Consider the following 13,270-nt stretch of genomic DNA (forward strand, 5'->3'; position numbering starts at 1 on the left):
AGGGAGCCACCAAACAAGGAGGCGTTGTTATACGCTTTGAACCAAATAGAACTGCTAAACAGACCTGCGGATTCCAAAGAGATGCCTAAATTCTTTCAGGAATGGACCCTAGTGGTGGCGGTAGAGGGACAAGGACGGCTGGTTGCAGATGGAACGGGATTTTCTCTAAAGCAAGGTACCGGATTTCTGCTTTCTCCCGGCATGACGGGGGGATTGGAATGCGGGGCACAGGGACTTCGCTATTATCAGATTGGTTTTGAAGTGATTAGGCAAAGCGAGGCGGGATATAGGCGGGTTAGCTTGGCGGAAGCTGGAGAACTGGTGGTGCCTGGACCTGTGGATTGCCAACCGTTCTCTAAGTGTCTTTTGCTGCTGGAGACGCTTCACCAAGACCAGGCCGGCAGCGGGGAGGCTGCCCGTCTTATGGGTCAAATTCACTTTATGGAGCTATTGCTGCTGCTCTACCGGCAGAGGACAACGGACAAGCATGAGCATACCGTTCGAAGTGCTGTAGAGCAGTCTATTGAGTATTTAAAACAGCACTATAACGAGGTCTGGACGGTAGACCGTTTGGCAGACATAGCCAAGATCGGGCGGTCCCGCTACACCCAAATGTTCAAGGAGATCACGGGGCAATTCCCCCTGGATCACCTGAATGACCTGCGCATTGATCGTGCACAACAACTATTGTTGATGACGAATGACCGTCTTTACGACATTGCCCAGACGGTGGGCTACAGCAACGAGTATTATTTTAACCGGCGCTTTAAAGGGGCAGTAGGAGTTACGCCAGGACAATACCGCCGCACCCATCAGGACAATATTCGTGTGTTCGCTCCATTTATGGAGGATTACCTGCTGGCGCTTGGCATCATTCCCGTTGCCCAGTGTGCACACGCCCAGTGGGGTATGCAAGATTATCTCGGCCTGCACCAGGTTCCGCCGTTCGAGATTTCGTCCGGAAACTGGGAGTCACTCTCCCCGTATGAGCCAGAGCTGATCCTGCTGGATGAAGGGTACCAACGCTGGGGACTGGAGCAATGCCGGACCGTAGCCCCACTATTCAAGGTGCCGATGATGAGCAGTGAGGACTGGCGCTCCACCCTGATGACCGTGGCCTCGGTGTTCGGAAGAACCGGCCAGGTGGACGAAATCATCAGTAGCTATGAGCACAAAGCCAAGGAAGCCAGACATCTGCTTACCCGTTCCGTTCGCGATCAGACCGTAGCCTTTCTTCGGCTTTCAGCTTGCGGGATTACGCTGTATGGCAGCGAAGATCTGGGCTATACGGCAGGTGTACTGCACCAAGATTTGGGCCTCCAGCCGCACCCGCTGGTGCAGCAGCTAGCCCGGGGAGAGCGACGCATCAACCTCCCGCCAGACATGTTGGCCCGGCTGGATGCCGACCACCTGTTCATTACCTTCGATAAAGGCGAAGGAGAGGGCAGGGAACTGCTCCAGACGGAGCTCTGGCAAAGCCTGCCCGCGGTCCGCAATAACCACGTGTACGAGGTGGATTTTCTCAGCTGGATGAATTATGGGGTGCTGTCGCATAGAAGGAAGATTGATGATGTGCTGCGGGTGTTGGCTTGAGGGGATTTTATGAAAGAAGAGAGTAGCTATGATAGGAAGCTAAACGTGAGTTAAAGCCGGACCCATTGGTCGGGCTTTTTTAGCTTGCAATAGGATCGTATGTTCGTTATCATTCGAAGTAAATACTTGGAAGTTATGTACGGGAGATGATGTGGAGTGCAATTAGGATGTACCTATTTAGTCGTTAAGGATATGAACCGGTCTATCGCCTTTTATGAGGCATTGCTGAATATGAAAGCTATATCCAAAAATCTCGAAAGATGGGCGCAATTTCATTGCGGAAATACCATTGCCCTGTGGAATCCGGAATATGACCAGCGGCTCATCAAGGATAGTGAAGATATATCCGTTCATTTTAATGAAGCGTATTTGAAATATAAACAAGATCACACTACCCAATATGGTAACAATGTGGTTTTAAACTTCAATGTTCCTGACTTGCAGAGAGAGTATGAGCGAATTCAGTCATTAAATATTGCGACCGTGACCGAATTTCTATATATCAATGTGGTGCAGCCGTATTGCTGCTTTATGCTCCAAGATCCCGATGGGAATTTGATTGAGATTACAGGGGAATATGTGGAAAGATAGATTAGACCAAAGCAAGAATTTAATGGATACAGAAAGAATCTTGTGTACTTTAGCAAAAAGTGTCCTGTGATTGCAAAGCGGTGGTTATAATGAAATGAAGAGATTGATGGTGTAGTATTTATGGATAGCTAGTTCCCGTTTGAGTAAGTTCCTAGAACCCTGTAGCTAAAATGGCTACGGGGTTCATTCATTACATAATGGTATCTTTCCAAGGTTTCTTTATTTGCCGGTGGCGTCACCGGCGGTGAACATTAGGCCAAACACATCAGATCCCATGGTACGGTATCGTATTCCATTTCTAACAGTGGCCGCATCAATACTTGCGAAGTCAACCCCGTCGTCTAGAATACGAAGCTTGGTAAGCACACTTCCGACCGCAGTGGATGGCGGATCAGGATTTACAGCCAAAATTGGCGATCCGATAGAAGCATTAAATTAGAGCCTGATGCAGCAGTGCTGTCACCGTGTCCAATTAACATAACATCTCGAGCGATCCGTCTACTTTGTTCACTGATTCAATCAGACCGATGTGGTCATTGAACATGTCCTGAATGGTATCTTGCAGAGGACCTTCGTCAACGTTTAACTTTTTGCTGATTGAGTCTATAGCGACCGCACGGGACTGATAGTCCCCGGGAAAGTCTTAGCCTTTTTGTTCATATCGTTTCCCCTAAATATGATCATAATTTGCAAACTAGAAGTCTATCGGATAAAGTAACTATTTCTACGTATACTATTGAATAATAAAATCCCCGTCAGTGATTATGCTGACGAGGTCTTTTCGTTTAAAAGTATTGGAACATCTTATTGTACAGCGCTGATACTGTCAGGGTTTTTAACACGGAAATTCCGTTCCCAATTCGTCCTCAAATCAATATAATTTTGAATTTGAGTAACCGGTAAAGATAACAAAAAAGAGAAACCCCGTATAAGATAAGAGTTTTCTCTAATGATTCAATATAGGACGGATGGGGTTCGAACCCATGACCCCTACCCTGTCAAGATGAAACGACGCTCCTGAGTAGAAAGGGATTTGCGTAAGAAAGTCAAGTAGGGCAAGGGTTCTGGAAATGAAATAAGCATACTGCTCGGAAATTGAATCAACAGGAACACAAAAAATCTTGACCAAGAAACATTGTGCAGTTTTATTAATTTATATTTGTATGGAGTTATTATACATGTAATGTTTCCTAGTATTGAAGGTGTTACAATAAAAAGAAAATATTATGAAAGAAAGGTGTTTATATTTTGATTCCAAACCCTCACTTGCAATACGAATTACTTGCAAAGGAAATTTATGAAACCCTTCATAATGAAGAAGGTGTCAGGACAATAAGCATTCAGCATAATGTAAAAGTTCCTGGGAAATCTGGTTGTGAACATCAAATTGATGTGTATTGGGAATTTGAGATGGTTGGAGAAATTCATAGAATTGCAGTGGAATGTAAAAATTACACTAGAGAAGTTTCTATTGGTAAAATAAGAGATTTTTTTGGAGTGGTACATGATCTGGGCAATAATACCAAAGGGATTTTTGTGACAAAGGTTGGATACCAAAGCGGTGCAAAAAAATTCGGAGAATATTATGGTATTTCTTTAAAAGAAATGAGGTTCCCTGAAGACAAGGATTGGGAAGGATTAATAAGAGATTTTGAAATCAGAGGAACTTTTCTTTTCAAGAAAATAACTCATGAAGAACCTAACTACGACTCTGGCTGGATACTAGAAAATACTAGATACAGAGAAGGGGATAGAATTATGTTAGGAGGAATGGCTGATCAAGTTATAATTTATGATGGTGATGATAACGCTATTAAAACTTACTATGATCTTCAAAATGAATTACCGACTATTGAAGAAGCGGAGAATCTGGAACATGTTTATAAATTTGAAAATGCCTATATTTACGACATAAATAAAACTAAATTGAAAATAAAGAGTATAAAATTTCGCTATAATGTAATTTCATCTGAAATAGTCTCTAAAATAGAAGGAGAGAAAGTTGCAAAGGCTATTTTGAAAGATGTAAAGACTGATGAAATATACTTCTTTAATAAAAAAGGCGATGTGAAATGATTATATACGACGGTTTGTCAAGCTAAGTGCGACACCTGTTCCATAAAAGATTCGTGAGCAGATTTCCATCCTAGACATTTTCGAGGACGGTTGTTAATGAGATGGATGGCATGAGCGAGTTCCTCGTCGGTAACCTGTCCAAAGTCATGACCTTCTGGAAAGAACTCCCGAAGAAGTCCATTCCCGTTTTCGTTAGATCCTCGTTGCCAGGACGAATAGGGGTCGGCAAAGTAGAGATCCACTTTATGAAAGGTCTCTAGGGCAGCGTAGCAGGCGAATTCTTTCCCTCGATCTGCTGTAGCGGTTAGAAAGGTGTTGTGAGGGTACTGGCTAGCGATCACTCCGAAAGCGACCTCCATCGAATGAGTCGTACGATCTGGCTTTTTAGGGCTAGATACATCCGTGTCTTGCGCTCGATGAATGTTGCGGCACAGGCGCGGCTTTTTCCACGGCTGGATACAACCGCATCTAGTTACCAGTGTCCGAAAGCCTCTCGTTTACGAACCTCTTTAGGGCGCTGGTTAATGGATTTCCCAATGAGAAAGCGTCCACGTGTCTCCATGGGCTTACGCCGTTTACCTTTATGTCTCAGTACGTTTACTTCACCTGCCGCAAGGCGTCCAGCATATAGCCAACGGTAGATCGTCTTGAAACAAACGAACGTTTTACCGTTGATTCTCCTATGCTTGGCAATTTGCTCAGGTGACCAAGTCTGCTGTAGGTTCGTTACCAGTTCGCTGGCTAACTCAAGGGTAAAGCGCCCCTTTGGTTTATGCGATGCTCGCCGCTCCGTGTAACTAGCCTCTGCAATTTCTGCGGCGTACGTCTTACTGCGACTTCCTCTGTTTCGCTCTCTAGCAATGGTGGAGTGATGTCTGCCTAGTTCCTTGCCAATCTCTCGATTGGACCATCCCAAGCGAAGTAAGATTTCTAGCTGACTGCGTTCAGTTATGTTAAGATGTGAGTAGCCCATGGTTTGATTCTCCTGTGTAATGGTTGTTGTGGTGACTCCATTTTACACGAATCTTCCATGGGTGTTCTTTATCTGTCGCACTTCATATTACAATCCGTCTTTTGCATAAGAGGAGAGAGGTATTATCCCCTTCAAGTAAACACTCGTAAAAAGCCTAATGTTATCATTAGGAACGAGTCAACTTGGAGGGGGTATTTTTATGACTAGAAAAGGACAAGTATTTCAACAGTATGCCGAAGATTTCAAGATGAAGGCAGTCAAGGGATATTTTAAGGGATCTTCCAGCCATAATGTAGTGGCAGAAATGTTGGGTATTCGTAGCAGTACCCAACTGAAAGCGTGGGTAAGGAAGCATCGTGATGGAGAAGCGTTCGGTACACGCAAGGGCCTGTCCAATCCCATGAAAGGATAATCCCGTACGACATTTTCCAGCATTGAAGAAGAGCGGGATTACTTGAAAGCGCAGGTGGACTATCTAAAAAATCGGTATCCAAATATAGAAAATTATTGAAATTAAGACCTCGGGATCATTATCAGGCCATTGTGGAGCTGCGCGACCTACACGGTATTACAAGCCTATTACTAGTTCCAGATCCAGTTATTACAAGTGGTAAGCCACACAGTCACGACTAGGGGAAGTACACTCGCGAGAGCATGAGATTAAAGAGCATATGGTAGCCATCCACTTGGCATATCCCTATTTTTGGGTACCCCCGAATGCGGACAACCTTGTGGGAAGCGGGTTATCTCGTAACCATAAAAAGTATGGCGGCTCATGAAAGAATTGTCGATCCAATCTGTGATCCAAAGAAGAGAAATCGCTCCAACGATACACCTTCCGTGGTGTATCCTAACCGACTGAAGCGCCGGTTTCATGCGACTTCCCCTCAACAAAAGCTCGTCGCCGATATTACCTATATCTCAGATGGCACCCATTTTTACTACCTGTCTGCGATTCAGGATCTTTTAAATAATGAGATTGTCGCCTGGCAAATTTCCAATCGTAACGATGTAAGCCTGGTTCTGGATGCGGTGAAGCAGTGGACACGAAAAAGAGACGTTTCGGAAGCCGTATTTCATTCGGAGCAAGGCTTAATTTACGAAGTCTGATGAGAAGATAATTCAAAAACTGCATAGAATCAACAGCCTGATACTTCATTTTCTAGAACAGCAGCGACAGGCCTGCACTTTATTATCCTTTTTAAGGCTATCAACTAGGATGTGTCTGAAAACTCGTCACTGAGTCAATTTAAAAACGGCAGCGACATATACAAACGATAAAAATGACTTAGGTAGCTTGTCGTAACGAGTAGCTACGCGACGAAAGTGTTTGATTTTATTGAAAAAATACTCAACTAAGTGGATGCTCCAATCCTTTTCCTCAAATCATACCACAAACTTCTTTAGTTTTCAGACACGCCCTAGTTTTTTAGAAGTTAGTATATATAATATTTTTCTATATTTTATTTCGATAAACTCAGTCGTATCACTAGTCAATTCTATAAATAGCTTCTGTTTGGAGCTTTTTATAGGTACTGTCCAAATGATCTCTGGAGCGAGAGGTTTTGATTTAATACTAATAGTTCCTTTATGATTAACTGATGAATTTTTCATTACAGGGAGTCGTCATTGTTTCTTCCCACGAAATGGAGAGGATAAAATAGAGGTAGGATGAAATCTGAAATATATCAACCACATGATATAATTAATCATGAGGTGACTTATAATGGACCGGGATTCTCAGATTGTACACGATCGTCTGATGTACCTATTTCCAAACAAGGTAGTAAAAGGGCTCAGCACAAAAGATCGATCATATTATGGAATGATTTACGGGTACATACAGGAAAATTTTCCAGAACAATCCATGGAGCAGTACATACGATCCCTGGGATTTGATTATGTGGGGAGACAGTTTACAGTATTGGGGGAGTTTGATTATTCTTCCGCCCATTACCTTGTCGAACATTATGATGATATCAATCGAAGCGACTTGGGGAAATTGTTAGGAATGTCTAGGGGGCGTGTGTCTCAGCGTCTTCAAGAAGCTACAGCGGGTGGGGCAGACTGGAAGGTAACGCGATTAACTGAAGAAGAACGTTTTATTATGAAAATTATGGTTGAGGGGGAACTCTTTTATTATGAGGATGATGGTAACAAAGCATTCTTAACAGGATCTTCAGAAGGGCCAGTATTTTTGCACCGAAATGAAGAATCCGTTCGGTTTCATTTTACTTTTGATGATGAGACACTTTCATGGTTACGATCTAAGAATCGCGATCGAATGGATTCTAAGAATTATGCCCATCGACGTATGTATGAGAAGGTAACCATTGGTGGACAAACCTATTTCCGTACAAAGCCTAAAAAGGTAGAAACCTTAAATGTTAAACAATACTGTAGAATACGCAGTCTTGATTATGAAAATTATCTAAAACAGATAGAAGTGTATCCTCTTACCGATCGGAAAACCATTACGGATGAAGAGTGGTTCGAACGACTATTGGCACATGTTGATGATGATGGTGTTCTTCGTGTTCCCCATGGTTCCAGTGATCAAACGGGATTATCTCGCCGAGCGCGAGAATTCGGAATGAACGCACAAGAATATGCTGAAATGTTGGGTTTCCAATGGAGACGCCGCGATTATGCTTCTGAACACCAAAAGCGCCTTGCAATGTATGAAGAGTCGATTTTAGAACAATCCTTTGGAGGATATGTCTACTTGGCGACGGACGGAACATTGTATCGCTCTTTGTACTACTTTTTACGGAGCCGAAGTGAATCCATCCAAACGTTCTTGAACAGGTTAGGACTTGAGCGGTTGGATAAGGAAGAATATCAGTCCCGGCTTGGTCTCGGTGGTGCCCTTCTCGATAAGCTGAAAGAATTACAGGCCGTAAATCAAAATGAAGCGGATTGGGCGGAATGCATTGCCCGAAACAGAAAAATGGTGGTATTGCTTAAAAAGCTATACGAATATCATTGCCAAATTTGTGGTGAAGAGAAGCCACAAATACCACGGATTGAAAAAAACGACGGCACATTCTATTGCGAAGTGCACCATATTACACCACTTGGTACAGCTGAAACGAAATCCGATATTGAAACGCTCGATCACTATTCCAATGCCTTGTGTCTTTGTTCGTACCACCACTCCTTTGTTCATTATCACAAAGGGGGATTCTCTAAAATGATCTTTGACCAGAACGAATTATATTTGGTTTCGAGTCAAGGGGAGAAATTACCTATTCTTATGAATAAACATATCAGCGTAACAGATCTTATGTTGGAGAACAATGAAGGTAGCTCGTAGTGGGTAGAGCTTTTCATAAATAAAATCTTTTTAGCCCGAGATGAGTACCTAAAGGTTAGAAAAATACATATATGGGCGTAAGATTCAACTAACGGGAACATTGTTTCAATACAGCAGGAGGGCGATCGGTTATAACGATCGATATTTATAGGTGATTAAAAAAACTAGATGAAGATATTGTATAATTAGTAAGTTTGCTCTGTACAAACAGGAGGGAAATCCATGAATGAGGGAGTTAATAGTTATATTAGTGACATTGATCCATCAAGCTTATCAAGGAAGTGAGATAGATGTTGTTGCTATTCCTATTACTCCAAGCAAAGACATAAATCTATTCCCGCTTGACTTTAAAAAGGTTTTTTAATCGATGCTACCACCAGAGGTCACCGGTTTACCTTAGAATATCAAGTGGTTACTGTCAATCAAATGGAATGCACTTGATTGGTGTTCCGATGGTAACTAGGTTTCTGGGAATTTACTCTGACTGAATTGGGGACGGTATCGAAATCGGGCGAGTATGGAAACCGAAAATTATCGCTGAAATTTTATCGGGATCTGAAAGGTAAGAGGTGGTATTATGAGAAGATATCCAATTTTTATAAATAAGGTAAAAATTGAGAATATGGGTAAGTACAAATTGCAAAATGGTATTCGTGTTAGGCATAATCTTGTTTTGTCACTTTCTGAGAAAACAAATGGTGAAGTGCTCTCATTTATCCTAATGAATCCTAGCTTGGCCGACACACTACAGTCGGATGACACAGTAAATAGCATGTTAATCTTTGTAGATCGACTAATTAAGGAAGACGCTCGATTTGAAAAGGTTCATGAAGTGGTTGTTTTAAATTTGTTTCCTTTTTATGAACCTTCCTCAAAGTCTTTAGGTGAGGTAATAAAGAAAGTTAATGGTATTGCACAATTACTAAATACGAATCAACGCCATATAAGGAAGCAACTTAAAAAAAGTCACTATGTCGTCCTAGGATGGGGAAATGTTCCACCAAAAATAAGTGCTGTGATTCATAAAGATGAGACGAAAAAAATCTTGGAGGGAATTAAAAAGCTAAGACATATTAAAGGAGTATTCTCTATGGAAAGTAGGAAGAAAACTGGATTAACCAAAAAAGGACAACCAAGACACCCTAAGTATTTGGCTAAGCAGGATTTAAAATTGATAAAGTTTTTATGAATTAAATCCCCTTGGAGAATTATAGGAATACTGCAGCTTGGTTATGAATTAAAAACCTGGTTTTTCAGTATTAAATGAATAATGAAAAACCACTGAAATCGCATTTTTCAGTGTCATTAATAATTGTTGTGATTAAGCCGAAGGTACACATTAGTTTATTATTTCAGAGATAGAATAATCATTTAGTAAATGGTTAAAACTAAGAAAATCCGACCCATGGTCGGATTTTCTTATCTCATGATTTTGATTTTTAATTAGTATATCTCGTTAATGGAGCAATTTTCATCTGCAAAATACTCTAAAAACTATTCTTGACCAAAGACCAGTTTTACTCCTCGTGTTACACTCCAACGTATTCCTAAACAAAAGAAAAAGCCTTATAAAACAAGGCTTTTTCAATATAGGACGGATGGGGTTCGAACCCATGACCCCTACCCTGTCAAGATAGTGCTCTCCCGCTGAGCTACCGTCCTGCGACAAGAAATAATATACCATAGATTGGGCGATAAATGCAATTGTTTTTTATGAAAAAACAATTGCATTGTAACCATTTTTGATTTGCTCTAAAAATGAGCAGATTCCCTTCATAAGTACTAATGTGAAAATAAATCATTCGCCTGTGAAAATGTTTTTTTGCTACAATTCATAATTTACGCATAAGAGAAGGTATAAGCACTCTAGTCTCAGAGGTATCGTAGGAATAATTCCTCTTCCTAGTCATTTTATAACTCTATAGACCTACTTTATTTGTGATGGTACTATAGTTAAAAAAACACTATTTGGGGGATTTTTGTATGAAGAAGTGCAAGTTATGGTTTAGTGCTTTTATTATTTTCATTATTGCTTTTAATTCATTTGGGTCTGTTATTCATGCAGACTCAAGCAGAAAGATAATATTTTTCAATGATAAAAGAATTGTATTCGATAAAGATCCAGTCTATGAGAATGGTACAATGCTTGTGCAAACGGCACCACTCTTAAATGCACTTGGACTAACGTTCACTTACGATAAAAACACTAAAACGACTACAGTAACCGATAAGGTGAATAATACATCGTTTGCTTTTACATTAGGTAGTAAGACTGGAGTCGTAAATGGAAAGAAAACTGCTTTAACCATTGCTCCGAAAATTATCCAAGGTTATACATTTGCTCCTCTGAAATTTTTGCTATCAGCAAGTAATAATAGTTTAGTATTGGATGAATATGCTAGCAGAATATACATAGGTCCGTTTTATTTTAATACGAAAGATCCCTATAAAGAAATAGAGTGGGGGAGAAGCGTTGCAGATGTTAAAAAGGCAGAGAATAAGACTTACATAACCTCAAGAACAGGTACTAATGGTGAAAAAACGTTGATGTACAGAGTGTATCTTGGGAATGACGAGCTACCGGCACAATTGTGGTATGCACATGATGCAGGTGGGAAGTTAGAAGACATGTTCTACATTACAGAAGGTGACGAATATCCAGGGGATCAATATAGACTTTACAAACAAATAGTTTCTGATTTGAGCAAAATTTATAAACCAACAACAGATGATTATAGGGATGATCAACTTTGGAAAGATAAATATATGAGGGAATTTTATAATGATATGTACGGTAGCGATTATGATACCAAAATAGGTACTGCATTGCTTCAACGAGACCTAGTCTTAATTACTAATTTTGAATACCGAGATGTTTCTATATCTGTACAATTAAAAAATTCAGGTTCTGTATCTAAGCCGAATTTTATAGTGACATTATACTATTATATAACCATTTAATAATTTTCTCTTGCTACCTTCGGGTAGCTTTTCTTTTTGTAAATTGCACAACAAAGAGCCGCTTCTTAACATAAAGATTATGAGTCTGCCCTTTGCTTTTAATATCCGATAACATCAAATTAATATCTGGGGTTCTTCTGTTCATAATAATCTTCGGAGAAATCATTGTTAACCCTCTGCAGATATCCTGTGATGGTGAAGGAAGCGATGAGCCCGCCGATAATCCCCATGATGACTGTAAAGAGAGAGAAGCCAAACATACCGACCAGCGCAAGAACAGATAATACGGTGATTATTAAGCTAACCCATTTCATAGGTCATGCCCCTTTAGGTTTTTTTATAATTATAGTATTAATATGGAAATTTAACAACGTTTAGTCCTTCTTCTATAATAGCGCCGTAATAGTGCTTTTCACCACGAATGTACCTCCCATGTATTTTTTCTCATAACATCTTAACTGTTTGTAAAAATTCGCTGCATTTAGGACGTGATGAAACTCTTTCACCATTGCTCCGTATTACCCGGTACGAATATCCCCCCTTTATATAGAAGGAATTTTTCTAATAGGTATGGTAAAATACGTAAATCTAATAACGAATCAACAAAGGAGCTCGAGACTGTTGCCGCAAAATGTGCCGAATAAAAAATCTTCCTCCACTCCGCTGAAATGGCTGGGCGGTGGGGCAGCAATGCTCCTGTTGAAGGGAAAGGCGATTCTGTCGCTGTTAAAAATAGGAAAGATCGCAGGCCCGTTAATTTCGATGATGGTGTCCATTTGGGCGTATGCATTCATTTACCCATGGAGCTTTTCGATAGGCTTCGTACTACTGCTGCTTGTTCATGAGCTGGGCCACGTATTCGCAGCTAAGCGGATGGGGCTCCCCGTCAGCGCACCGTTGTTTATTCCGTTTATGGGGGCTCTAATCGCTTTGAAAAGGCAGCCGCTGGATGCCAAGAGCGAAGCGTACATTGCCTTCGGTGGTCCTATACTGGGTAGCATTGGGGCGGCAGCGGTGTTCGGGGCTGCTTATTACTTGGATAGCCCCTTGCTGTACTCTTTGGCATACGTGGGATTTTTGCTAAATCTGATTAATTTGCTGCCTATTCATCCGCTGGATGGAGGCCGTATTGTCACGGCGGTTACACGATGGTTATGGCTGGTTGGACTTGTGGGAGGACTTGCGGTCATTATTTATCTGAAATCGATTTTGTTTTTGATTATCTGGGGCTTGTTCGCCTATGACTTGTATACCAAATACGTTAAACGGCGCAAGCAAAGTAAGAGCCAGACGGTCACCCGCGGTTTTATGATTCCTGTGGAGCGTCTTATCGAGGAAGGATATATGATCCCGGGGCCGGAACACAAGCGGGAGTTGCCTTTTACAACTTATAGCGATTTGAACCACCAGCAATATATCGGGGTGAAGTGGGATAGTCTGGATTATTATGGTACAGCCATGCTGCCCCAGCAGGTCATTATTGAGAAAGTGAAGGTCATCCAACTGGAGCAGGCCGAACTGGAGAATGGCTCACATCTGAGGATGAGTTGCGAGATTCACTGTACTCCTTTTGAGAATGACAAATATTATGATGTGCCTGCCGCCACTCGCTGGAAGTACGGAATAGCTTATTTTGCGCTGGCGGGCTTCCTTGGAGGTATGATCTATATGGTACACCTGGTGGGGAATGTGAATCTTTAATGGCGGTAAGGGAAGTCCAGCGATTTGAAAATCTCCAGAGTGGTTAATAGATTACATTC

12 protein-coding genes, 1 tRNA gene and 1 pseudogene are annotated in these 13,270 nt (G+C 41.4%); 10 read left to right on the top strand and 4 right to left on the bottom strand.

All coding sequences use genetic code 11. The features are described 5' to 3' along the window. Positions 1-36 precede the first annotated feature (36 nt). Together ACFORK_RS18565 and ACFORK_RS18570 are read left to right on the top strand one after the other, a co-directional pair. Positions 37-1,593, top strand: coding sequence for a helix-turn-helix domain-containing protein (locus tag ACFORK_RS18565; protein WP_379201634.1), 1,557 nt, complete (start codon positions 37-39; stop codon positions 1,591-1,593). Between the two features lie 156 nt (positions 1,594-1,749). Then, positions 1,750-2,184 carry a VOC family protein gene (locus tag ACFORK_RS18570; RefSeq protein WP_379201636.1) on the top strand — a complete coding sequence of 145 codons (435 nt, stop codon included), beginning with the start codon at positions 1,750-1,752 and terminating at the stop codon, positions 2,182-2,184. 219 nt (positions 2,185-2,403) lie between these two features. On the opposite strand, the gene ACFORK_RS18575 is transcribed toward ACFORK_RS18570, so the two are convergent. Continuing rightward, positions 2,404-2,592, bottom strand: a complete 189-nt coding sequence (locus ACFORK_RS18575; protein ID WP_379201638.1) for a hypothetical protein — start codon at positions 2,590-2,592, stop codon at positions 2,404-2,406. Between the two features lie 840 nt (positions 2,593-3,432). On the opposite strand from ACFORK_RS18575, the gene ACFORK_RS18580 reads away from it, so the two are divergent. Beyond that, positions 3,433-4,260 (top strand): restriction endonuclease, encoded by an 828-nt coding sequence (locus tag ACFORK_RS18580; RefSeq protein ID WP_379201640.1) that lies wholly within the window; start codon positions 3,433-3,435, stop codon positions 4,258-4,260. Between the two features lie 17 nt (positions 4,261-4,277). Here the strand turns inward: ACFORK_RS18580 and ACFORK_RS18585 are convergent. Continuing rightward, positions 4,278-5,233: pseudogene (locus tag ACFORK_RS18585) on the bottom strand (IS30 family transposase). A 199-nt stretch (positions 5,234-5,432) separates the two neighbouring features. On the opposite strand from ACFORK_RS18585, the gene ACFORK_RS18590 reads away from it, so the two are divergent. From ACFORK_RS18590 to ACFORK_RS18610, 5 genes are all read left to right on the top strand, one after another. Then, positions 5,433-5,645 (top strand): transposase, encoded by a 213-nt coding sequence (locus ACFORK_RS18590; protein WP_379201642.1) that lies wholly within the window; start codon positions 5,433-5,435, stop codon positions 5,643-5,645. A gap of 353 nt (positions 5,646-5,998) precedes the next feature. Then, the gene (locus ACFORK_RS18595; protein WP_379201644.1) at positions 5,999-6,343 is read left to right on the top strand and encodes a DDE-type integrase/transposase/recombinase; all 345 of its coding nucleotides are present in this window, start codon (positions 5,999-6,001) and stop codon (positions 6,341-6,343) included. 616 nt (positions 6,344-6,959) lie between these two features. After that, on the top strand, positions 6,960-8,549 hold the full coding sequence (locus tag ACFORK_RS18600) for an HNH endonuclease (protein ID WP_379201646.1): 1,590 nt from the start codon (positions 6,960-6,962) through the stop codon (positions 8,547-8,549). A 226-nt stretch (positions 8,550-8,775) separates the two neighbouring features. Continuing rightward, positions 8,776-8,913: a hypothetical protein gene (locus ACFORK_RS18605; RefSeq protein ID WP_379201648.1), complete on the top strand. Its 138-nt coding sequence runs from the start codon at positions 8,776-8,778 to the stop codon at positions 8,911-8,913. 213 nt (positions 8,914-9,126) lie between these two features. Beyond that, positions 9,127-9,738 carry a DUF1643 domain-containing protein gene (locus ACFORK_RS18610; RefSeq protein ID WP_379201650.1) on the top strand — a complete coding sequence of 204 codons (612 nt, stop codon included), beginning with the start codon at positions 9,127-9,129 and terminating at the stop codon, positions 9,736-9,738. Between the two features lie 401 nt (positions 9,739-10,139). On the opposite strand, the gene ACFORK_RS18615 is transcribed toward ACFORK_RS18610, so the two are convergent. Then, positions 10,140-10,211 (bottom strand) — tRNA-Val (locus ACFORK_RS18615). A gap of 321 nt (positions 10,212-10,532) precedes the next feature. Between ACFORK_RS18615 and ACFORK_RS18620 the strand changes: the two genes are divergently transcribed. Continuing rightward, positions 10,533-11,510 carry a stalk domain-containing protein gene (locus tag ACFORK_RS18620; protein ID WP_379201652.1) on the top strand — a complete coding sequence of 326 codons (978 nt, stop codon included), beginning with the start codon at positions 10,533-10,535 and terminating at the stop codon, positions 11,508-11,510. A 119-nt stretch (positions 11,511-11,629) separates the two neighbouring features. On the opposite strand, the gene ACFORK_RS18625 is transcribed toward ACFORK_RS18620, so the two are convergent. Beyond that, a complete protein-coding gene (locus ACFORK_RS18625) occupies positions 11,630-11,824 on the bottom strand; it encodes a hypothetical protein (protein WP_379201654.1) in 195 nt (64 codons plus the stop codon). 376 nt (positions 11,825-12,200) lie between these two features. Between ACFORK_RS18625 and ACFORK_RS18630 the strand changes: the two genes are divergently transcribed. Beyond that, a complete protein-coding gene (locus tag ACFORK_RS18630; protein WP_483874851.1) occupies positions 12,201-13,211 on the top strand; it encodes a site-2 protease family protein in 1,011 nt (336 codons plus the stop codon). Positions 13,212-13,270: the final 59 nt, after the last annotated feature.

The organism is Paenibacillus sp. GCM10012306 (assembly GCF_042649265.1).
Lineage (GTDB): Bacteria > Bacillota > Bacilli > Paenibacillales > Paenibacillaceae > Paenibacillus_AQ.